The sequence below is a fragment of the Ruegeria sp. A3M17 genome, from assembly GCF_003318255.1.
Taxonomy (GTDB): Bacteria; Pseudomonadota; Alphaproteobacteria; order Rhodobacterales; family Rhodobacteraceae; genus Ruegeria.
Genome location: NZ_QOCF01000028.1, coordinates 54,266 through 76,680, shown reverse-complemented (window position 1 = coordinate 76,680; position 22,415 = coordinate 54,266). Strand labels below are relative to the sequence as shown.

Genomic DNA, 22,415 nt, shown 5'->3' with positions numbered 1-22,415 from the left:
CGTCATGTCGAAGACAGATACCATGACCAATCAGTGGACACGGTTTCAGAACCGTCTCTACGCGCGGCTCAGCCAGCGTCGCAAAGCGGTCTCGGGGTTTGTTGGCGAGCCGGAACCACGCACGGTCGGCTCATTTGCGCGCGGGCGTCAGTTGGTCGCCGGAAATCTGCTATTTGCGGGCTTTCTGGTTGAAGCTCAGGATACCGAGCTATGGGATGTGGCCGCGCCCAGCACCGGGTTCGACAATGAACGCCACGGCTTTGCCTGGCTCGACGATCTGGCGGCTGTCGGCGATATGCGCGCGCGTGAAAAGGCCCAGCGGTGGGTCTGGGGCTGGATCAACGCGCATGGTCGCGGTCAGGGGCCGGGCTGGGCACCTGATCTGACCGGTCGGCGCGTCATACGCTGGATTAACCATGCGATTTTCCTGTTGCGCGGCGCAGATGAACACCAAAGTAGGATGTTTTTTCGTTCGTTGGCCCAACAGACTTGGTTTTTGTCCAAGCGCTGGAAGGCAGCGACCCCGGGTCTTCCCCGGTTTGAGGCGCTTGCCGGGCTGGTGCAGGCCGGATTGGCGTTGGAGGGGTTGGAGCAAATGGCTGATCCTGCCCTTCGTGCTTTGGCGCGCGAGTGTGACAGTCAGGTCGACGAACAGGGTGGAATCTTAACCCGCAACCCGGAAGAACTGCTTGAAGTTTTTATGCTGCTTTCATGGACCTCGGCCGCGCTTAGCGCGTTGGGCCGGGGCACGCCCGGGGCGCAGGCAAGTGCCATTAAACGCATGGCCCCCACCTTGCGCAGCCTGCGTCATGCGGACGGGGCCTTGGCCCGATTTCACGGCGGTGGGCGCGGTGTCGAAGGGCGTCTGGATCAGGCACTGGCGCAAAGCGGTGTCAGGCCACATCACGACACGGGGCTGTCCATGGGATTTGCCCGGCTTTATGCGGCCAGAACCAGCGTGATTGTGGATGCCGCCACTCCGCCCAAGGGGGCGGCGTCATACAACGCCCATGCCTCGACCCTGGCGTTCGAACTAACCTCGGGCCGCAGACCGCTGGTGGTCAATTGCGGATCGGGCGAAAGTTTTGGAATGGAATGGCGGCGCGCGGGTCGGGCGACACCGTCGCATTCGACACTGTGCCTTGATGGGTATTCAAGCGCTCGGCTGGCGCCACCGACGCAGGGCGCCGAACGCGAGGCACTGGTGGATGCGCCGCATGAGGTTCCCATTGATTTCGAGGATGCCTTTGAAGGCACGCGCTTCATGGCGGGTCACGACGGGTATACTAAAGTCTTCGGATTGACTCATGCCCGCACTTTTGAGCTGCGCTTTGATGGGCGTGAGCTGGCGTGTGAGGATATTCTGCTGACCGCCACCGACAAGGCGAAGCGCCAATTCGACAAGGCAATGGACGCTTCGGGCCTGAAAGGCATCGCCTTTGATATCCGGTTTCACCTGCATCCAGACGTGGATGCGGCGTTGGATCTGGGGGGGGCTGCGGTTTCGATGGCCTTGAAAAGTGGTGAGATCTGGGTTTTCCGCCACGACGGCGTCGGAAAATTAAGTTTAGAACCAAGTGTTTATCTTGAAAACGGGCGTTTAAAACCACGCGCGACAAAACAGATCGTTCTATCTGGCCGCGCAATGGAGTATGCGACGCGCATCCGGTGGACGCTCAGCAAGGCCCAGGACACAGCCTATGCCGTGCGGGATATACACCGGGACGAGCCCGAGTTTGACTGACGCCAAAAGGACCTTTGACCCCATGACCGATCTTCACCCCGTGCGCCGCGCGTTGCTTTCCGTTTCCGACAAGACCGGGTTGATCGAGCTGGGAAAGGCACTGGCCGAACGCGGGGTCGAACTGCTGTCGACCGGCGGTACAGCCAAGGCGCTGCGCGATGCAGGGCTTGCGGTGAAGGACGTCAGCGAGATTACCGGCTTCCCCGAGATGATGGATGGTCGTGTGAAAACGCTGCATCCGATGGTGCATGGCGGGCTGCTGGCCCTGCGCGACAGTGACAGCCACGTGGCGGCGATGGACGAACATGGCATTGGCGCGATCGACCTGCTGGTGGTGAACCTCTATCCGTTCGAGGCCACCGTAGCCAAAGGTGCGGGTTACGACGAATGTATCGAAAACATCGATATCGGTGGCCCGGCGATGATCCGCGCGGCCTCGAAGAACCACGCTTTTGTGAATGTGGTTGTGGATGTTCAGGATTACGACGCGCTCCTGGCCGAGCTGGCGGCCAATGATGGGCAGACCTCCTATGCGTTCCGTCAGCACCTGGCGCAGACAGCCTATGCCCGTACTGCTGCCTATGACACGGCTGTGTCGAACTGGATGGCTGATGCGCTGGCCGCGCAGGCCCCGCGCCGTCGCGCCTTTGCCGGTGAGCTGAAACAGACCTTGCGTTATGGCGAAAACAGCCACCAACAGGCAGTCTTCTATACTGATGGCACCAACCGCCCCGGTGTCGCGACCGCGGTGCAGCATCAGGGCAAGGAACTGAGCTACAACAACATCAACGACACGGACGCGGCATTTGAACTGGTGGCTGAGTTCGATCCGGCGCAAGGCGCGGCCTGTGCGATCATCAAACATGCCAACCCCTGCGGTGTTGCCAAGGGCGCGACACTGATCGAGGCCTATAAGGCCGCGTTCGATTGTGACCGCACTTCGGCCTTTGGCGGGATCATTGCGCTGAACCAGCCGCTGGATGCCGAAACCGCGCAGGAAATTACCGGGATTTTCACCGAAGTCGTGATCGCTCCGGGTGCGTCGGATGAGGCTAAGGCAATCTTTGCCGCCAAAAAGAACCTGCGTCTGCTGACAACCGATGGTCTGCCGGACGTGACCGCAGGTGGTAAAACCGTCCGCCAGGTTGCCGGTGGCCTGCTGGTGCAGGACAAGGACAACGGATTTGTCGGCCTTAATGACCTGAAGGTCGTTACCAAGAAATCCCCGACCGAGGAACAGATGCGCGATCTTCTGTTTGCGTGGAAAGTCGCCAAACACGTCAAGTCCAATGCCATCGTCTATGTCAAAGACGGAGCAACCGTGGGTGTGGGTGCCGGTCAGATGAGCCGCCTGGACTCGGCGATGATTGCAGCCAAGAAAGCCGAACGCATGGCTGATGCTCTGGGCTTGGCCCAACCACTGACCATCGGTTCTGCCGTGGCGTCGGATGCGTTTTTTCCGTTCCCGGACGGTCTGATGGAAGCGGCCGAGGCCGGCGCGACCTGTGTTATCCAACCGGGCGGCTCGATGCGCGACGATGAAGTGATCGCAGCTGCGGATGAGGCCGGTTTGGCCATGGTCTTTACCGGCATGCGCCACTTCCGCCACTGATGCGCTATCGTCTGCTTCTCTGGGCCGTTTTGGCCGCGTTACTGATCGACCAGATCAGCAAGTATCTGGTCGTTCACGTGATGCGCGTGGCCGATGGGAACATTGATGTTCTGCCGCCGCTGCTGGTGTTCAAATACGGTGAGAATCGGGGCATCAATTTCGGCTTGTTTCAAGGCAATACCGATGCTGCCCGATGGGCGTTGATCGGTGTTTCCATGGTCATCGCAATCGGTGTGCTGATCTGGCTGATGCGCACTGCCCCGTCGAAACTGATGCTGGTTTGCGGCGGGTTGCTGATTGGCGGGGCGCTGGGCAACGTCGTGGATCGCCTGCTTTATGGCTATGTTCTGGATTTCCTGAACATGTCCTGTTGCGGCATCAACAACCCTTTCGTGTTCAACCTTGCTGATGTGTTCATTTTCGCGGGAGCGATTGGTCTGGTGCTGTTCGAAGGCAAAAAGGCCTCGTGACGTGCCATTTGAAATGCGATAAAAGCGCCTGAAACAGGCTGGAGACTCTGATGCGGCTGCCGCGTTCCATATTTGCTTTGACATTGGCCTTTGCGGCTGCGGGCTGTTCCGATATCGGATTGCGCCATCTCGAAGCGCCCGGGCAGGGGCCGGACGAATTCTCGGTCCTGCCTGTCAAGCCGTTGACCGAGCCCAAGGATTACAAGTTCCTGCCCGCGCCCACGCTGGGTGGTGAAAACCTGACCGATCCGAACCCTAAGGCCGAAGCTGTCGTTGCCCTTGGCGGGAACGAATCTTCGCTGAACACAAATACGGCCATTCCATCCACGGACGCGGCCCTTGTGACGGCCTCCAGCCGGTATGGGGTTGCAGCAAATTCACGGCAGGTGGTTGATGCCGAGGATGCAGAATTCCGCAGAAAGCAGGGACGCCTGACGCGCCTGCGCATGTTCAACGTGGATCGGTATTCGCAGATTTACCGCCGCGAAACGCTGAACCCCGACCGTCAGAATGAGGCGGCACGCCAGGCCGGGATAGAAACACCATCGGCGCCACCGGTAGATGAATAATCTTTAACTTTTCGTCATTGGCCTTGAACCCGCGCGGCGCCACCGTAGTTTGAACTGCATAAATCAAACGGAGGACGCCCTATGGTTCGGGCCCTGGCATTGTCGGCAGCCCTGATGGCCGCAACCCCTCTTGCTGCAAGCGAGGGGCACGAAGCGGTCACTACCTTTACGTTGGACAACGGCATGGATGTCGTCGTGATCGAAGATCACCGCGCACCGGTTGTGCAGCACATGGTCTGGTATCGCGCAGGGTCAGCGGATGAGCCCGTGGGATCGTCGGGGGTGGCGCATTTCCTGGAACACCTGCTGTTCAAAGGCACCGACACTCTGGCCCCGGGCGAATTCTCGGCCACCGTTGCGGCCAATGGCGGCACCGACAACGCGTTCACTTCGTATGATTACACCGCGTATTTTCAACGCGTTGCCGCCGACCGGCTGGAACTGATGATGCGGATGGAAGCAGACCGGATGCGCAATATCCGCCTGAACTACGAGGATATCGCCACCGAGCGTGACGTGATCCTAGAAGAGCGCAATCAGCGCACCGACAACAGCCCTCGTGCCCTGTTCGGCGAACAGATGAGCGCTTCGCAATACCTCAACCATCGCTATGGCGTGCCGATCATCGGCTGGCGGCACGAGATGGAAACACTCGACATGGAAGACGCGCTGTCCTTCTACCAGACTCATTATGCGCCCAATAACGCCATACTGGTCGTCACCGGTGATGTCGAACCTGACGAGGTCAAGTCGCTGGCCGAGCAATATTATGGTGTGATCCCCGCCAACCCTGATCTGCCCGAACGGGTCCGGTCGCAGGAACCGCCGCAAACGGCAGAACGCCGTCTGACGTACAAAGATGCGCGCGTGTCGCAGCCCTATGTTCAACGCAGCTATCTGGCGCCCGAACGTGATCCGGGCGAACAGGAGAAAGCAGCTGCTCTGTTTCTGTTGGCAGAACTGTTGGGCGGAAGCACGACATCTTACCTGAACGAAAAGCTGCAGTTCGAGCAGCAGAAAGTTGTCTACACCGGGGCGTTCTATCGGGGTGTCTCGCTGGATGATACGACCTTTGATCTGATCGTCGTCCCGGCTGCAGGCGTTTCCCTGCAAGAGGCCGAAGATGCATTGGATCAGGTGGTTGCCGACTTCATCGCTGAGGGTGTGAACGAAGAAGACCTTGACCGGATCAAGATGCAGCTGCGGGCGTCGCAGACCTATGCGCGCGACAATGTGGACGGGATTGGCAACCGCTATGGCCGCGCGCTGACCAGCGGCCTGACTATCGAGGATGTGCAGGCCTGGCCCGATATTCTGCAGGCTGTCACTGGGGATGAGATCATCGCCGCTGCCCGCGAGGTGATACAACCGGAAACATCCGTCACCGGCTGGCTGATGCGCGATGATGAGGTGACGCAATGAAACGGATATTCGCAACCCTGATCGCGTTCGTTGTCGCTCTGCCTGCGTGGGCCGATATCGAGATCAAAGAGGTCACCTCTCCTGGTGGTATCACCGCGTGGCTGGTCGAGGATCACTCGATCCCCTTCACCGCGCTAGAGTTACGTTTCCGCGGCGGCACATCGCTGGATGACCCGAATAAACGGGGTGCGGTCTACCTTATGAGCGGTCTTGTCGAAGAAGGTGCAGGTGACATGGATGCCCGCACCTATGCGCGTGAGCTGGAATCGCTGGCGGCCTCGTTCCGGTACAGTGCAACCGATGACACGGTGTCGATCACCGCGCAGTTCCTGACCGAAAACCGGGATGATGTGATCGACCTGCTGCGCACCACCATTCACGAGCCGCGCTTTGATCAGGATGCGGTGGACCGGGTAAAGGCGCAGGTGCTGTCCGGCCTTAAATCCGATCAAACCGACCCGAATGACATTGCGGGTCGTAACTTTGCCCAAATGGCCTATGGCGACCACCCTTACGGCACTGAAGGTAAGGGCACGATCGAAAGCGTGACCGCCCTGACGCGCGATGATGTGGTCACCGCCTATCAGGATGTCTTTGTCCAAGACCGGATGTATGTAGGCGCAGTGGGTGACATCACCCCCGAAGAGCTGGGCGTGTTGCTGGATAAATTGCTGGCCGACCTGCCGGAAACAGGTAAGCCGATCCCGGAACGTGCCAATGTGTCCATTCCCGGTGGCGTCAGCGTTGTCGAGTTCGACACGCCGCAATCTGTGGCCCTGTTCGGACATGCCGGCATTGACCGCGATGATCCCGATTTCTTTGCCGCCTTCATCCTGAACCACATCCTTGGTGGGGGCGGATTTGAAAGCCGCCTGATGCAGGAAGTGAGAGAGAAGCGTGGCTTGACGTATGGTATCGGCACTTATCTGGTGCCCAAGGACCTGGCGTCGGTCTATCTGGGGTCCGTGTCGTCCAGCAATGATCGCATTGCCGAAGCGGTCGAGGTGATCCGCGACGAGTGGGCTCGGGCTGCGTCGGAAGGTGTAACCCAGAAAGAATTGGACGATGCCAAAACCTATCTGACGGGCGCTTACCCGCTAAGGTTCGACGGTAACGGCCAGATCGCGGGGATCATGGTCGGGATGCAGATGGAAGATCTTCCTATCGACTATATTGCCACCCGTAACGACAAGGTGAATGCGATCACGCTGGAAGAGATCAACCGGGTCGCCAGCGAATTGCTGGACCCTGACGGGCTTCATTTCACCATAGTCGGCAAGCCCGAGGGTCTGGACGGCTAAACCCGTTCAGGCCGCGACGGGCTGTTTCTGTGCCCGAAGCGTATGCTTGTTGCTGCTCAGTAGCTTTTGCCGCGCATGCCTGAAATGCGCGGCTTTCAACGCGTCGTCGATAAGCCGGTTCCGGCGCAGCAGGCGCGACAGACGGTAATTGTCGAACACCAGGCAGGTTGTCGGTTCCGAGGCGATGACGGTGGCCGTTGCGGGCAAACCAAGGCCGAACGTCAGCTCTCCCAGTGTCTCGTCCGAGCCGCAAATATTGATGACCTGACCATTTTGTAGGATGGTTGTTCGCCCGCTCAGGAGATAGCCAAGGAAATCTGTTGTTCTGGCTTCTTCGATCAGAATGTCGCCCTTGGCGAACTCCTGAACCGACGCAGTGTTCAATAGCTTTCGGGCGTGATGCGGTTTCAGTGACCCAAGATGATGCGAGATGAACTGGCGCTCGGCTGCGGAAAAGCGAATGAGATGCCGCGACAGGTATCCCCGCAGCAATCCGATGACCGAGATCGCGATATAGGCCATCTGTATGATCGAACCGGCAAGATTGAATTCTTCTACCATGCTGATCAGAACGCAGCTTGCAGCAACGATAACCAGAACCGGGTAGAGCACGCCATTGCCTCGGACTATACCGATTTGCAGTAAAAAGTAGTTCAGAATGTAAAGGCCAGCCCCGGCCACGCCGACCATCGTGGCCAGTTCGACAAGTTCGGTGAACTCAAATGGACTATTCAGCATGCCAGGACCCACCCTCAATGAATGGACTTTACGCTGCGTCAATCCCGTGAAGCCGTAAATGAACAATTTCACAGGTTAATGGCCGTTATGAGCGTGCTTTCGCCTGCGCGCGCAACATTTGCCCCATCATCTGGCCGAACTTGCCCGAACCACGCTGGTACAGCGCGCCGTCCACGGCCAAAACCGTGCCGCTGATGTAGCTGGCCAGATCGGAGCTTAGGAACATACAGGCATTCGCGACGTCCTGCGGCTGACCCCAGCGACCCAATGGGACATCCTTGCGCAGCGCCTCTCCGGCATCTGGCGTGGGGGCCAGACGTTTCGCCCCTTCGGTGCCTTCGATGAAACCGGGCACGACCGAGTTCACGCGGATGCCTTCGACACCCCATTCCATCGACAGGGTGCGGGTGATCTGATCCACGCCTGCCTTGGCGGCACAGACATGGGCCTGGCCTTCGTAAGGCAGGTAGGATTGCGGGGCCGAAATGTTGATGATGCTGGCACCCGGACGTTTGAGGAAAGGATAGGCCCCCTTCATCACGTGGATCGTGCCCATCAGGTCGATATCGATCACGGTCTTGAAGGCATTGACTGACATTTCGGCCGCCAATGCCGGGAAGTTGCCCGCCGCGCCCGATACCAGCACGTCGAAGTCACCGAGCGCGTCGTGGAACTGTTTCAGCCCGTCTGTCACGGCCTCTGGGTCGCGTACGTCAAAGGCCGCGCCGATGGCGTCTTGTGCCCCTGCAGCTTTCAGCGCAGAAACGGTGTCATCGACCTTTTCCTGCGATCGGCTGGCGACCGCCAGCTTGGCACCCGAGGCCGCAAAAGCCTCGGCAATGCCGCGATTGATACCGCTGGTTCCGCCGATGACGACGACGGTTTTTCCTGAAAAGTCCATGTAGGCCTCCCTTGGCGGGGAGCCCTACTCGCCGTAGGGCACCCAGATGTTTTTGACTTCGGTCGCAGCCTGCAGGAAGCGGCGGGAATGGTCCACGCCCCAATCGATTGCCGTCGCGTTATTCACCCAGGTCCGTTTCAGGTTCCCGGCCGAGACGACCTCGATCTCCTTCGACAGGTCGGTGGACGAGAACGACCAGACCGCATCCACGTTCAGGTGCGAAGCCAGCGGTTTCGCCAGTTCCGCGTGGCTGCCGGTCAGGATGTTGACCACGCCAGCGGGGACGTCAGATGTCTCAAGGATCTGGTAGAAATCAGTCGCTGCCAAAGGGTAGGGCTCTGAGGCCACCAGAACCGTCCGGTTGCCCATCGCAATCGCCGGGGCCATGGCCGAGACCAGACCCAGCAGAGGTGCCTCATCCGCGCATAGCGCACCGATGACGCCAACGGATTCCTTCATGGCAATCGCCACGCCACGGATCGGAACGCCGTGCACCTGACCGTCATACTTGTCGGCCCAAGCGGCGGCGGTGAACAGGCGCTGAATTGAGGCTTCGACCTCTTTCGCGCCGTCCTTCTTGCCGGTCATGGCGTCGATACGCGCAGCGAATTCATCGGCACGGGCCGAGAGGTTTTCACCAATGTAATAAAGGATCTGAGCCCGCAAGTGACCGGTGGTCTTGGACCAACCTTTGGCACCTGCCGCGGCCTCAACCGCGTTGCGCACATCCTTGCGATTACCAACCCCCACATGGCCCAATAGACCTGACTTGCCCCAGACAGGTTTAGAATAGCCGCTGTCAGGCCGCGCCTGCTTGCCGCCGACATACATCTTGGCAGTGCGGTCAATCGGATCGACCGGAGCACCTTCGCCGGTGGCCGCATCGACCTTGGCCAGCGGCTTGGCCTTGCCCTTGAGCCTGGTATAGGCCGTCAGTCCTTCCCAACCGCCTTCGCGACCAAAGCCGCTTTCGCGCACACCGCCAAAGCCAGCGGCCGCATCGAACAGATTGGTGGCGTTGACCCAGACCACACCCGCAACCAGCTTGGGCGCGATATCCAGTGCGAGGTTCACGTTCTCGGTCCAGACCGTCGCCGCCAGCCCGTAACGGGTGTTGTTGGCCAGTTCGACCGCCTCTTCCGGCGTGCGGAAGGTTGACGACACAAGAACCGGGCCAAAGATCTCTTCCTGCATCAGCGGGTCGGATGTCTCGAGGCCCGAGATCAGTGTCGGCGGGTAATAACACCCGTTCGCCGGCAGATCGCATGCCGCTTGGTGCACGTGACCGGCGGTGTTGCTTTCGACCATGCTCTTGATGGTTTGCAGTTGGACAGGGTCTACAACCGCGCCCACATCGATGCACTTATCCAGCGGATCGCCGATGCGCAGCGAGTCCATCCGGGCGCGCAGCTTCTCGTGGAAACGGTCCGCGATGCCTTCTTGGACCAGCAAGCGGGACCCTGCGCAGCAAACCTGACCCTGATTGAACCAGATCGCATCGACCAAACCTTCGATAGCACTGTCGATATCAGCGTCGTCAAAGACGATGTAAGCCGACTTACCACCCAGCTCCAACGTCAATTCCTTGCCCGACCCTGCGGTCGCTTCACGGATACGGCGGCCAACAACAGTCGAGCCCGTAAAGGCGATCTTGTCGACGTCCGAGTTCACGATCATCTCACCCACCGCGCCGTCACCGGTGACGATGTTGACCACACCTTTCGGCAATGCAGCTTGAGTGCAGATATCGGCGAACAACAGGGCTGTCAGCGAGGTGTACTCGGCAGGTTTTAAAACCACCGTGTTGCCCATGGCTAAGGCCGGGGCAATCTTCCACGACAGCATCAGCAGCGGGAAGTTCCACGGAATGATCTGCCCGCAGACGCCCAACGCCTCAGCATCGGGCAGTTCGCTTTGCATCAGCTGCGCCATGCCCGCGTGGTAGTAGAAATGACGCTGCGCCAGCGGGATGTCGATGTCACGCGATTCCCGGATCGGTTTGCCGTTGTCGAGGCTCTCAAGCACCGCAAATAACCTCGAATGCTTCTGCAACAGGCGCGCGATGGCATAGAGGTACCGCGCGCGGCCTGCGCCGCCCAGCTTCTCCCACTTCGGTTGTGCCTTGCGGGCGGCAGAAACGGCAGCCTCCACATCGGCCTGTTTGGCCTGCGTCAGCTTGGCCAAGACCTCTCCGGTCGCCGGGTTGCGGCTGTCGAACCCTTTGCCGGGTTTGGTGAACGCACCATCGATATAGTGGCCGAACTTGTCGCCCTGATCGACCAGCCAGGCCAGAGCCTCGGCGGCACTTTCGGGGGCGGGGCCGTAATCCATGGTTTCGAATATCTCTTTGACTGTCATTGTTTTTGTCCTCAGCCCATGGAGTGACGGTAACCGGCGGAGTATGCGCCAGTTACATAGTGTTCCAACTGCCGCTCGATATCGCCCAACAAGGACGACGCGCCAAAACGGAACAGGTCCGGCTCCAGCCAGCGGTCGCCCAGTTCGTCCTTGATCAGCGACAAATATACCAGCGCGTCCTTGGCCTTGGATATGCCGCCCGCCGGTTTATAGCCGACCCGGTATCCGGTGCGGTCATAATAGTCGCGGATCGCGCGGATCATGACCAGCGAAACAGGCAAGGTGGCGTTGACGCTTTCCTTGCCGGTCGAGGTCTTGATGAAATCCGCCCCGGCCATCATGCAGACCAGCGAGGCACGCGCGACATTGCGCAGGCTTCCCAGTTCACCGGTGGCGAGAATGGCTTTGACATGCGCATCACCGCAGGCCACACGGAACGCCTTCATCTCGTCATACAAGGCTTGCCAGTCGCCAGACAGTACATGGCGGCGGGAAATCACGATGTCGATTTCTTCGGCACCGGCTTTCACACTTTCTTCTATCTCGGCCACGCGCAGATGGAATGGCGACAGACCTGCCGGGAAGCCGGTGGAAACCGCGGCTACAGGGATGCCGGTACCGTGCAGCGCGTCCACGGCGGTTTCGATCATGTCGTGATAGACGCAAACGGCCCCGGTTGTGATAGGCGGCATATCCAGCGCCTTCAGAACCGAAGGTGCAACAGGTTGCCGTGCCTTGGCACACAGACGGCGCACACGTCCGACCGTGTCATCGCCTGACAACGTGGTCAGGTCGATCAAGGTGACCGCTTTCAGCAGCCATGCAGCCTGATACTCTTTTTTTACCGACCGACGACCGGGCAGGGTCGCGGCGCGGCGTTCAATGGCCGAAGTATTGACCTGCACGGCGCGTACCCAGTCCAGATCAAGATCCATGCCGGGATTTCTGGGCTCGGTCACTTGCGGCAGATGCGCGGTGCGCACGGGGCTTTCTGAGCTCTGCGTTTCCATCTTCACATCCTTTGGGAGGTTTGCGTCAAATTCGCACGGCTTGCGGCCGATTGGAAGGCATAGCAGCCTTTCGCGCGCATTTTTTTTGACCAAATGGACAAAATTAGAGTTTTCTTGCGAATAATTCGCAATAGCGTTGACTTAGTTGCGAATGGTTCGCATATTCATTCTCAAGAGGATACCTAAATGGGGTCAGAAATGATTCGTCGTAGTTTTCTTGCGGCTTTGGCTTTTGCCGCCGCTTTGCCGGTCTCAGCCTGGGCCGAGGCACCGCTGAAAGTGGTCGCAACCACGGGCATGATCGCTGATGCGGCACGTCAGATCGGTGGCGATCAGGTTGAGGTCAAAGGCCTGATGGGCCCGGGCGTCGACCCGCATGCCTATCGTCAGACCCGCAGCGATATCGTTGCGATGACCCGCGCCGATCTGATCCTGTGGCACGGTCTTTACCTTGAGGCGCAGATGGAGAACTTTTTCCATGATCTTGGGCGCAAACGCCCGGTTGTGGCTGTTGCCGAGGGCGTCGATAAGTCCAAGCTGCGTGCGCATGACGATTATGCCGACAAGTATGATCCGCATGTATGGATGAGCCCGGCCGTTTGGCGCGATGTGGTGGTCGAGGTTCAAAAAGCCCTGACAGACGCGCGCCCCGAGGCTGCGGATGCCTTCGCGGCCAACACGCAGGCCTTTCTGGCTGAAATCGATCAGTTGGAGGCCTACGGCAAACAAGTGCTGGCCGAGGTGCCGGAAAACAACCGTGTGCTTGTGACGGCGCACGACGCCTTTGGCTATTTCGGTGAGGAATACGGCTATGAGGTGCTTGGCATTCAGGGCATCTCGACCCAGTCCGAAGCCGGTCTGAACCGGATTGGCGAGCTGGTCGATACCTTGGTGGATCAGCAGCTGACGGCAGTCTTCGTGGAAAGCTCGGTTTCTGATCGGTCCATGCGCGCGCTGATTGAGGGTGCTGCGGCCAAAGATCATGATGTTGGCATCGGCGGAGAGCTGTATTCCGACGCTATGGGAGAACCGGGCACCTACGAGGGCACCTATATCGGTATGCTGGATCACAACATCTCTGTGATCGCCGGAGCGCTGGGCGCAGACGTGCCCGAACGCGGCATGAACGGCAAATTGTCGGCGGGGTCTTGAACGATGCTGTCGCTGGCTGCGCATCAGGGTGCTTCGGTTGCTGAAAAAATTACAAAGGACTGCCCGCTGGCCATTCGCGGTCTGACTGTCTCATACGGTCAGAAACCTGCCGTGTTTTCGGTGGATATGACCGTGCAACCCGGCGCGATGACGGCGATCATCGGCCCGAACGGGGCGGGGAAGTCTACGCTTCTGAAGGCGGCGCTGGGCATCGTTTCGCCCCTGTCCGGGCAGGTGTCCGTCTTTGGTGAACCGCTGGAGAAACAGCGTGCACGAATTGCCTATGTGCCGCAACGCGCAAGCGTCGACTGGGATTTTCCGACGCGCGTGATTGATGTTGTGTTGATGGGTCTGTCCCGTGAGCTGGGCTTGCTGGGTCGTGTCCGTGCCCGGCATATGTCCCGGGCCATGGACTGTCTTAACCGGGTCGGGATGCGCGATTTTGCCGATCGTCAGATTGGTCAATTGTCCGGTGGCCAGCAACAGCGCGTTTTTCTTGCCCGTGCTCTGGCGCAGGATGCTGATCTTTATCTGTTGGATGAACCCTTTGCCGGTGTCGATGCCGCGACGGAGAAAGCAATTATCGCAGTGCTGAAGTCGCTGAAAGAGGCGGGCAGGACCGTTGTTGTCGTTCATCACGATCTGGCCACCGTAACCGATTACTTCGACCATGTATTCCTGATCAATACCCGCAAAGTGGCCGAGGGAACTGTGGCCGAGGCCTTTACCGCCGAAACCCTGCAATCGGCGTATGGCGGCCGTCTGGCCACTGCGCAGATCGACCAGATTTCACGCGCATTGGGGTAAATCATGCTTTGGGATGCTCTGACCCTGCAGCTGGGTTATAACGCCACGCTGGTCGCGATTGGTGCGACCTTGCTGGGTATATCCGCTGGTGTGACCGGCACGTTTCTGTTCCTGCGCAAACGCGCGCTGGTCAGCGACGCAATCAGCCACGCGACTCTGCCCGGCGTCTGCCTCGGGTTCATGGTTTTGGTCGCCCTTGGCGGCGATGGGCGCAACCTGATCGGTCTGCTGGCCGGATCGGCCGTGTCGGCCTGGGTCGGTTTGCTTTGCATGAACTGGCTGACACGCCACACACGACTGGCCGAGGATGCCGCCATTGGTGCCATCCTGTCGGTGTTCTTCGGTCTTGGCATTGTGCTGTTGACCGTGATCCAGACTATGGGCGTCGGTCGTCAGGCCGGGCTGGAAGGGTTCCTGCTGGGCTCGACCGCAGGGATGCTGTGGGCGGATGCGCTGGTCATTGCGATTGGCGGAGCAGCGACATTGTTGCTGGTCATGATCATTCGGCGCCCGATGACTATGGTCGCCTTTGACCCGGAATACGCCGCAGCACGGGGCCTGCCGGTGCACCGGATTGATCTGGCGATGATGGGGCTGGTCATGGCAGTTACTGTGGTGGGCCTGAAAATCGTCGGGCTGATCCTGATTGTGGCGTTGTTGATCATCCCGCCTGTCACGGCGCGGTTCTGGACGGACCGCTCGGACCGCGTGGTGTTGCTGGCTGGCCTGGCCGGAGGGTTGGCGGGTTATCTGGGTGCGGCGATGTCGGCCTCGGCCCCCAATCTGCCCACCGGCCCGATCATTGTTCTGGTCAGCTTTGGCTTTTTCGCACTGTCCCTGTTACTTGCGCCTGTTCGGGGTGTTCTGGCTGCCATTCTGCGGCAACTGCGGTTCCAGCGCCGGGTTCACATTCGGCAGGGTCTTCTGGCACTGGCGCAAGGGCAAAAGATCTATGAGCCGCTGACCTTGCGTCTCTTGCGGCGCACCGGTTTGGCGCGGGCAGATGGCGTGGCCACCGACACAGGCAAGGCCCGCGCTGCCAAGGCGCTGCGCGATGAAAAGCGCTGGGAAATCGTCAGGGCAGATCAGATGCAAGAGGCAACGGCTGCGCTTTATGACGGGTTGCGGGACATCGAAACCGTCCTGACCCACGATCAGATCGCCGAGATCGACCGTCAGATCGGTGGCCCGCAGGAGGTTCCCGCATGAGCGGTGAAGAATTCGTACCCCTGTCTTTGACACCATTGCTGATCGGCACGTTTGCCGCCATCGCGTGTGCTTTGCCCGGGAACTTTCTGGTCCTACGCAAACAGGCTCTGATCGGGGATGCGATCAGCCATGTGGTGCTGCCGGGTATTGTCGTGGCCTTTCTGCTGACCGGAACGATTTCAACCTGGCCGATGATTCTGGGTGCCGCGGGCGCGGCGGTGGTGGCTGTGGTTCTGATCGAAGCCGTCAGGCGGCTGGGGCAGATCGAGGCGGGTGCCGCGATGGGGGTGGTTTTCACCACGATGTTTGCAGCCGGTGTGCTGCTGTTGGAACAAACCGATACCTCGACCGTGCACCTGGATGTTGAACATGCGCTTTATGGCAATCTGGAAAGCCTGATCTGGTTGGACGCGGTGGGTTGGTCTTCGGTGTTGGATCCCGTGGCACTGGCGGGGTTGCCGCCGGAATTGCCTCGGATTGCGCTGACTTTGCTGGGGGTATCTGTCTTTGTATGGCTGTTCTGGCGGCCGCTGAAGATTTCCACCTTTGACGAAGGGTTCGCGCGCACCATTGGTGTCCGGACCGGAGTTCTGGGCATGGCCCTTGTGATCACGGCAGCGATTGCCGCCGTAGCGGCATTTGACGCAGTGGGTTCGATCATCGTGATTGCCATGTTTATTTGCCCCCCGGCGGCGGCGCGGATGATGACTAACCGGCTGGAAACCCAAATCGCGTGGAGCATCATCTTTGCCATCCTGTCGGCTGTCTCCGGGTACGTGCTGGCCGGATACGGTCCGCTCTGGCTGGGGGCGGCGGACGCGGTCAGTGCAGCGGGCATGATCGCAACGATGTCCGGTCTGATCCTTGCGTTTGCGGCTTTGTGGGGGCCGTGCCGGACGCGGGCAGGTGCGCCCGGACCCGCTTGACCCGGCATTTTCCCGCCGTCAGGCTCTGCACCGCATCGGCCAAACTTCGCCACCTGAATGGGGCGCGGAGAGTCTTCACGTCGTGAGGCCGTATTCGTGGTATAAATTGGTCCATTGATTATTGGATGACCACCACTCACTCCGGATCGTTCGAGCAATCGCGCCCAGACTGGCCGCAAGCCTAGGCTGGCATGGTGAGATTGTTCGAACGCCCCCTCCTCACATTAAATACAAGCCAAAGCGGTGGCAGAATCGTGCGCGACTGTGCTAGGTCTGGTGGTATGGCGCAGGCACACCCCAATATCAGCGAAAATCGACCGGTCATCCGGCAACTTGACGACGCAGCAATCAACCGTATTGCGGCAGGCGAGGTTGTTGAACGTCCGGCTTCTGCGGTCAAGGAATTGGTGGAAAATGCCATCGACGCAGGCGCAACCCGCGTCGCGATCGACATTGCCGATGGGGGTAAGACGCTGATTCGCGTCACCGATGATGGCTGCGGGATTTCTGCGGAAGATCTGCCATTGGCATTGTCACGCCACGCGACGTCAAAAATCGACGGGTCCGATCTGTTGAATATCCACACTTTCGGGTTTCGGGGTGAGGCGCTGCCATCGCTGGGCGCGGTCGGGCGCCTCACCATTACAAGCCGGGTGCCGGGGGGCGAGGCGGCTTCGGTCCATGTGGCAGGTGGTCGGATCGAGGCGGTGAAACCTGCCGCCTTGCGTGCTGGCACAGTGGTGGACCTGCGCGATCTCTTTTTTGCCACGCCTGCGCGATTGAAATTCATGCGCACCGACCGGGCCGAAGCGCAGGCGATCAGCGACACAGTCAAACGTCTTGCCATGGCCGAACCTTCGGTGACTTTCACTTTGCGTGACGTCTCTGGTGGTGGAGAGGGGCGCGTGACCTTCCGCGCCGACCGCGAAAATGGTGATCTGTTCGACGCGCTTCACGCCCGACTGGCCCGCGTGATCGGGCGCGAGTTTGCTGAAAATGCCCTGCAGATCGATGCCACGCGCGAGGGGATCCGGTTGTACGGATATGCCGCCTTGCCGACCTATTCCCGCGGTGCGGCGGTGGCGCAGTATCTGTTCGTCAATGGTCGTCCTGTGCGCGACAAGATGCTGACGGGCGCGCTTCGGGCGGCCTATTTCGATTTTCTCAGCCGCGATCGTCATCCGGCAGCTGCTCTGTTCGTTGATTGCGATCCGACGTTGGTGGATGTGAATGTGCATCCTGCTAAGTCCGAGGTCCGGTTCCGCGATCCGGGCGTCGCGCGCGGGTTGATCGTCTCGGCCCTGAGGCACGCGCTGGCCGAGGCCGGGCACAGGGCCTCCTCCACAGTGGCGAATGCGACTTTGGGCGCTATGCGTCCGGAACCGGCACAATCTGCGCCGGCACGCGTCTATCAGATGGACCGTCCCTCGCCAGCTGCTCGAAAAGTGGCGTATCAGGCACAGGCACCGGGATTTGCCGAGCTGTCTCAGGACTACAGCGGCAGCATTGTCGAACCGGCTTCGGTCCCAGAAACACCGGTCGAAGACCTGCCTTTGGGGGCGGCGCGTGGACAGGTGCATGAGAACTACATCATCGCCCAAACCGCAGACGGCATGGTGATCGTAGATCAACATGCGGCACATGAGCGGCTGGTTTATGAAAGGCTCAAAAACCAGATGGCCGAAAACGGGGTCGCGGCGCAGGCGCTTCTGATCCCGGAAATCATTGAACTGTCCGACAGCGATTGCGCGCGCCTGATGCAGGTTGCGGATGACCTGACAAAGCTGGGGCTGACGATTGAACCCTTTGGCGGCGGTGCGGTCGCTGTGCGTGAAACGCCGGCCATTCTGGGCGACGTGGACGCACGGGCGATGATCCTGGATATATTGGATGAACTGGCCGATCAGGGCGAAAGCCAGATGGTGCAAGCGCGGATTGAGGCGATCCTCAGCAGGGTGGCCTGTCACGGCTCGGTCCGGTCGGGTCGCCGTATGCGGGCCGAAGAAATGAACGCCCTGCTACGGGAAATGGAGGCCACGCCCCATTCCGGTCAGTGCAACCACGGGCGGCCGACTTATGTGGAATTGAAGCTGAGCGATATCGAACGATTGTTCGGCCGCAGTTGATCCATTGGCTTGGTTGGGCTATGGAGAATAAAACAAGAACATCCGAGGCGACATGATCGAGATTGCAGGAACCCATTATGCGCTGAACGACCCCGTGATCCTGGCCGTGGGTGGGGTTGTTACGCTGATCCTGCTGCTGCTGTTCCTGTCGCTGCGCGCGGCCAACCGGTCGGCTCGGATGGCGGAACCTTTGTCCCGCCAGATGGCGCATCTGGGACAGCATGTGCAGCAGTTGGGGCAGGGGCAGGAACAATTGCGCGGTGGATTGCAGCATGTCTCGGACACGCAAGCCAATGCGCAGGTGCAAGTCATCCAGACGGTTGAATCCCGCCTGTCTTCGGTCCAGCAGCAGATGAATGACCGGCTGGCAGACAATGCAATGAAGTCGGCGCGTGCGCTTGCCGAGATGCAGGAACGGATGAAGGAATCCCTGCACGGTTCGTCAAAACAAACCGCGACATCGCTGACGCAGTTACAGGAACGTCTGGCGGCCATCGACAAGGCACAGGACAACATCACCAAGCTGTCGGGCGATGTTCTGTCCCTGCAGGACATCCTGTCGAACAAACAAACACGCGGTGCATTCGGCGAGATTCAGCTGAATGATATCGTGACTAAAGCGCTGCCTTCGGACAGTTTCAAGCTGCAAGCAACCCTGTCGAACGGGCGACGCGCAGATTGCCTGATCAACCTGCCGAACCCTCCGGGGCCGATTGTGATCGACAGCAAGTTCCCGTTGGAGGCCTATGAGGCGCTGATCGGTTCAACCAATGACATGGAGCTGAAGGCGGCGGTTCAGATGTTCCGCAGCACGGTGCGCAAGCACATTACGGATATTTCCGAGAAGTACATTCTGGACGGTGAAACGGCCGATGGTGCACTGATGTTCCTGCCGTCCGAGGCGGTCTATGCCGAACTGCACGCCAAGTTTCCGGAACTGGTGCAGGAGAGTTTTACCAAACGCGTATGGATCGTCTCGCCCACCACCTGCATGGCGACACTGAACACGATGCGTGCGATCCTCAAAGACGCGCGGATGCGGGAACAAGCTGGGGCGATCCGCAAAGAACTGGGTTTGCTTCACAAGGATGTTGAGCGTCTGGGGGATCGGGTCGGCAATCTGGACCGCCATTTCGGGCAGGCGGCCAAGGATATCTCGGAAATCAAGATCAGTGCCGAAAAGGCTGGTCGCCGGGCTCAGCGGTTGGATAACTTCGATTTCGAGGAGTTGGCACCGGATGATCAGACCAACGTTGTGCCTCTGGGCCAGTCCGAGGGGTAGGCGCTACTGGATTGACAAATCCAGGTTATAACCGACCGTCTTGTCAGTATCGCGGTCATTGCCCATCAGATAGACTCGGATTGTGTAATCTCCATCCTCTGGAAGTTCGATGCGAGCGGTATTCCCGTCGATCGAGCCGTTGTAGATCGCGACGCCATCGCTGTCCGGTGGCAGGATGTTGAAGTAGATCACGCCATTGCCGTTTGTATCGCTGACTTTGAGGTCGGCAAACATCTCTTGCCCGGCCTTTGCGCCCAGCTTGTAGTCGAAGTACTCGTTCCCTGTAACGGTCCCATTGACCATCGTCCCGAAATTGCCCGGTTCGAACTTCACGTCAGCGACCAGCTGTGCCGAAGCGACAGATGCAAAACCCATAAGGGGAAGAACAAAGAACATAGACCGGATCATTTCAAATGCCTCCACCAATCAGCTTGCAGGGCAGCGTACCACATGAGCGCTGGTTGCGTCAGATTTTCAGGAAAGGTTGGAACAGGCGCGGCATCAGCTTGTTGAATTTCAGCGGCGCGTCAGTGACAGCCAGGCAAATGCAATCTCCACTTATGTCGGCTGTCGGCGTGTGGTGCAGGTCTTCATCTGCAATCTCCACATCACCACGGGCAAAATGGTCGACCTCGTCCGAAAACGCGCCCTGCAAAACCATGGTCAGTTCCACGCCGTTGTGGCTGTGGTCGGGAACTGCGGAGCCCGCCGGAATGAACAGCAACCGAGCTGTTGCTTCGCCGCTCGTCGGCAGGATCGCCTGCTTGACCCCCATGCCGATTGGTCGCCAGCGGATGTCATTTACGTCACCGCCCACGTAATCCTGCAACGGGGTTGGCAAAACCGAGCAGCCGGGTCGCCTGGGTTTGGCAATCGGCGCACCGTTTGCAATCAAAGCCATCGTTTCCGCAAATGCCTTGTCGTTCATCGCAACGGTCTCGTCCTGTTCTTCCAGGACATATCCGCCAACGGCGTCAAAGCTTTCGGCCTGCGCACGACATTGATTGCACAGGGACAGATGTGTCGCGACCATCAGGTCGAAAGCCTCGGGCAGAGTGCCTGCGGCGTAAGCCATCAGCAGGTCGTCTGTCAGGTGATGTTTGATCTTGTTGCTCATATCCGTCATCTCAATTCATCGCATGGCGCAAGCGGTCCAGCGCCAGCCGTATCCGTGATTTGATCGTTCCCAGTGGCAATCCGGTCTGAGAAGCGATTTCTCGATGGCTCAGATCGCCAAAATAGGCTTTCTCGATCAGTTGTCTTTGCGCTTCTGGCAGCGCGGTCATCGCGTTGCGCAGCTGCGCGGTTTCCTGTTGCAGCACGAGTATGTCGTCCTGCTCCGGCTCAGCCTCGGGTCCCCATCCCAGTTCTTCGGGCTCGGGGCGACGTTGTTTGCGCAGGACGTCAATGCGCTTGTTCCGGGCTATCGTGAACACCCATGTGGCCACCGTTGCCCGCGTGGGGTCGAACAAATGAGACTTGTGCCACAGCGTGACCATCACCTCTTGCGCGCACTCTTCGGCCATGGCCGCATCTGAGCCCGACTTGATCAGGAAACCCTTGATCCGCGGCGCGAAGTGCTGAAACAACTCAGCAAACGCTGCCTGATCCTGCGCGTCCCTTATGCGCCTGACGTGGTCCACCCACTCAGCTCGTTTGTCACAACTGTCTTGCGCTCGGTTCACCGGTTTTCCCTTGATGCGTTTCTTTGCGCGCCACGGTTTCTGTGAAGGCCTGCTGGCCACCGGTTCATCCAAGGTCGCGGTATCGATCTCGGTAAACATAACAACATTACGCGGTAATCCCCAAGCTGGATCACAACGTGATGCTATTTTAATCCGAACCGGACCATGTTTCGTATGATAAGTATGTGCATGGTGAAAAAAACACCGCCACTTGAACAGCTTACAGGAAAACTGGAACACAGACGAGAATGAACAAGATCGACCATATTTCAGGCCATACTTACCACGGTCGAAAAGGCGGGATCGAGAATGCGTTTCGGTATTCCATCGATTACATCCTGTTGGACCCCGAAGCCCGGCCTGACACACCGTTTTTGTTTTCGATGAACCGCGTAAATGCGATGTATTGGCGAGACCTTGACCACGGTGGTGAACCCGGCAAAGGGCAGGGTGCGGCGTGGTTGCGAGCCAAATTCGACGAAATGGGTGTGACGCAACCTGCAAGACTCGAGTTGCTGACGCAGCCACGGGTGCTGGGGCATGTCTTTAATCCGGTCAGCTTCTGGTTCTGCTTCGATGCCGGTGAACAGCTATATGCGGTGGTGGCCGAGGTTACGAACACCTACGGCACGCGCCACAGCTATCTGTGCAACAATCCCGGGTTTGCGCCAATCCAACCGACGGATCGCATCGTTGCGGATAAGCTGATGCATGTCTCACCGTTTCAAAAGATCGAAGGGACGTATGAGTTCCGGTTCGACCACCGCCCCAAGCGTATCGGCGTCTGGATCGACTATGGTCGAAAAGCGGGTGGGTTGATTGCCACCCTGACCGGGCCGCGTGCACCGCTGACCAACCGGGCGATCCTGTGGTCGTTGCTGCGGCGGCCCTTCGGTGCGCGGCGTGCGTTTTTCCTTATTGTGTGGCAGGCGATCAAACTTAAGATCAAAAAGGCACGGTTTGTCCCGTTCCGAACGGCCCCTGTGCCCGATCAGCCGATATCCCGCAGTCGCAAGCCTTAGCCCTTAGGTCTTTGCTTAAGATCAAAGACTCAGCCCCCTCCTCATGGTTGTGGTATTATTGAAACCGCGAATACGAGGAGC

At 59.2% G+C, this 22,415-nt stretch carries 20 protein-coding genes; 13 read left to right on the top strand and 7 right to left on the bottom strand.

The features are described 5' to 3' along the window. Positions 1 to 4 precede the first annotated feature (4 nt). The 6 genes from DS906_RS14725 to DS906_RS14700 all read left to right on the top strand — a co-directional run bounded on the left by DS906_RS14725 (position 5) and on the right by DS906_RS14700 (position 7,118). Positions 5 to 1,744 carry a heparinase II/III family protein gene (locus DS906_RS14725; protein ID WP_113790893.1) on the top strand — a complete coding sequence of 580 codons (1,740 nt, stop codon included), beginning with the start codon at positions 5 to 7 and terminating at the stop codon, positions 1,742 to 1,744. A gap of 22 nt (positions 1,745 to 1,766) precedes the next feature. Continuing rightward, positions 1,767 to 3,356: a bifunctional phosphoribosylaminoimidazolecarboxamide formyltransferase/IMP cyclohydrolase gene (purH, locus tag DS906_RS14720; RefSeq protein WP_113790892.1), complete on the top strand. Its 1,590-nt coding sequence runs from the start codon at positions 1,767 to 1,769 to the stop codon at positions 3,354 to 3,356. Then, entirely contained in the window at positions 3,356 to 3,826 is a 471-nt protein-coding gene (gene lspA / locus DS906_RS14715; protein WP_113790891.1) for a signal peptidase II, read from the top strand. The genes purH and lspA overlap by 1 nt, the downstream gene beginning before the upstream one ends. Positions 3,827 to 3,876: 50 nt before the next feature. Continuing rightward, entirely contained in the window at positions 3,877 to 4,395 is a 519-nt protein-coding gene (locus tag DS906_RS14710; RefSeq protein ID WP_113790890.1) for a DUF3035 domain-containing protein, read from the top strand. Between the two features lie 81 nt (positions 4,396 to 4,476). After that, positions 4,477 to 5,817 carry a pitrilysin family protein gene (locus DS906_RS14705; protein WP_113790889.1) on the top strand — a complete coding sequence of 447 codons (1,341 nt, stop codon included), beginning with the start codon at positions 4,477 to 4,479 and terminating at the stop codon, positions 5,815 to 5,817. Continuing rightward, positions 5,814 to 7,118, top strand: a complete 1,305-nt coding sequence (locus DS906_RS14700; RefSeq protein ID WP_113790888.1) for a pitrilysin family protein — start codon at positions 5,814 to 5,816, stop codon at positions 7,116 to 7,118. Before DS906_RS14705 ends, DS906_RS14700 begins: the two co-directional genes overlap by 4 nt. 6 nt (positions 7,119 to 7,124) lie before the next feature. Here DS906_RS14700 and DS906_RS14695 read toward each other — a convergent pair whose 3' ends face one another. The 4 genes from DS906_RS14695 to deoC all read right to left on the bottom strand — a co-directional run bounded on the left by DS906_RS14695 (position 7,125) and on the right by deoC (position 12,125). Continuing rightward, a complete protein-coding gene (locus DS906_RS14695; RefSeq protein ID WP_113790887.1) occupies positions 7,125 to 7,856 on the bottom strand; it encodes a cyclic nucleotide-binding domain-containing protein in 732 nt (243 codons plus the stop codon). An 85-nt stretch (positions 7,857 to 7,941) separates the two neighbouring features. Continuing rightward, positions 7,942 to 8,757 carry an SDR family oxidoreductase gene (locus DS906_RS14690; protein ID WP_113790886.1) on the bottom strand — a complete coding sequence of 272 codons (816 nt, stop codon included), beginning with the start codon at positions 8,755 to 8,757 and terminating at the stop codon, positions 7,942 to 7,944. A gap of 24 nt (positions 8,758 to 8,781) precedes the next feature. Beyond that, positions 8,782 to 11,115, bottom strand: a complete 2,334-nt coding sequence (locus DS906_RS14685; RefSeq protein WP_113790885.1) for an aldehyde dehydrogenase family protein — start codon at positions 11,113 to 11,115, stop codon at positions 8,782 to 8,784. Positions 11,116 to 11,126: 11 nt separating this feature from the next. Next, positions 11,127 to 12,125, bottom strand: coding sequence for a deoxyribose-phosphate aldolase (gene deoC, locus DS906_RS14680; protein ID WP_058275227.1), 999 nt, complete (start codon positions 12,123 to 12,125; stop codon positions 11,127 to 11,129). Positions 12,126 to 12,323: 198 nt separating this feature from the next. On the opposite strand from deoC, the gene DS906_RS14675 reads away from it, so the two are divergent. The 6 genes from DS906_RS14675 to DS906_RS14650 all read left to right on the top strand — a co-directional run bounded on the left by DS906_RS14675 (position 12,324) and on the right by DS906_RS14650 (position 19,627). Further along, the gene (locus DS906_RS14675) at positions 12,324 to 13,277 is read left to right on the top strand and encodes a metal ABC transporter solute-binding protein, Zn/Mn family (protein WP_113791211.1); all 954 of its coding nucleotides are present in this window, start codon (positions 12,324 to 12,326) and stop codon (positions 13,275 to 13,277) included. A 3-nt stretch (positions 13,278 to 13,280) separates the two neighbouring features. Next, positions 13,281 to 14,084, top strand: a complete 804-nt coding sequence (locus DS906_RS14670) for a metal ABC transporter ATP-binding protein (protein WP_113790884.1) — start codon at positions 13,281 to 13,283, stop codon at positions 14,082 to 14,084. 3 nt (positions 14,085 to 14,087) lie between these two features. Next, positions 14,088 to 15,293 (top strand): metal ABC transporter permease, encoded by a 1,206-nt coding sequence (locus tag DS906_RS14665; RefSeq protein ID WP_113790883.1) that lies wholly within the window; start codon positions 14,088 to 14,090, stop codon positions 15,291 to 15,293. Then, the gene (locus tag DS906_RS14660) at positions 15,290 to 16,219 is read left to right on the top strand and encodes a metal ABC transporter permease (RefSeq protein ID WP_113790882.1); all 930 of its coding nucleotides are present in this window, start codon (positions 15,290 to 15,292) and stop codon (positions 16,217 to 16,219) included. The genes DS906_RS14665 and DS906_RS14660 overlap by 4 nt, the downstream gene beginning before the upstream one ends. Before the next feature lie 281 nt (positions 16,220 to 16,500). Further along, positions 16,501 to 18,345, top strand: a complete 1,845-nt coding sequence (gene mutL / locus DS906_RS14655; RefSeq protein ID WP_113790881.1) for a DNA mismatch repair endonuclease MutL — start codon at positions 16,501 to 16,503, stop codon at positions 18,343 to 18,345. Between the two features lie 52 nt (positions 18,346 to 18,397). After that, positions 18,398 to 19,627: a DNA recombination protein RmuC gene (locus tag DS906_RS14650; RefSeq protein ID WP_113790880.1), complete on the top strand. Its 1,230-nt coding sequence runs from the start codon at positions 18,398 to 18,400 to the stop codon at positions 19,625 to 19,627. A 3-nt stretch (positions 19,628 to 19,630) separates the two neighbouring features. On the opposite strand, the gene DS906_RS14645 is transcribed toward DS906_RS14650, so the two are convergent. The 3 genes from DS906_RS14645 to DS906_RS14635 all read right to left on the bottom strand — a co-directional run bounded on the left by DS906_RS14645 (position 19,631) and on the right by DS906_RS14635 (position 21,411). Beyond that, complete coding sequence (locus DS906_RS14645) at positions 19,631 to 20,023, bottom strand: hypothetical protein (RefSeq protein ID WP_113791210.1); 393 nt, start codon at positions 20,021 to 20,023, stop codon at positions 19,631 to 19,633. Positions 20,024 to 20,093: 70 nt separating this feature from the next. Beyond that, positions 20,094 to 20,744, bottom strand: a complete 651-nt coding sequence (locus DS906_RS14640) for a ChrR family anti-sigma-E factor (protein WP_113791209.1) — start codon at positions 20,742 to 20,744, stop codon at positions 20,094 to 20,096. Positions 20,745 to 20,754: 10 nt separating this feature from the next. Further along, positions 20,755 to 21,411, bottom strand: a complete 657-nt coding sequence (locus tag DS906_RS14635) for a sigma-70 family RNA polymerase sigma factor (protein WP_113790879.1) — start codon at positions 21,409 to 21,411, stop codon at positions 20,755 to 20,757. A 149-nt stretch (positions 21,412 to 21,560) separates the two neighbouring features. Between DS906_RS14635 and DS906_RS14630 the strand changes: the two genes are divergently transcribed. Next, on the top strand, positions 21,561 to 22,334 hold the full coding sequence (locus DS906_RS14630; RefSeq protein WP_113790878.1) for a DUF1365 domain-containing protein: 774 nt from the start codon (positions 21,561 to 21,563) through the stop codon (positions 22,332 to 22,334). Positions 22,335 to 22,415 lie beyond the last annotated feature (81 nt).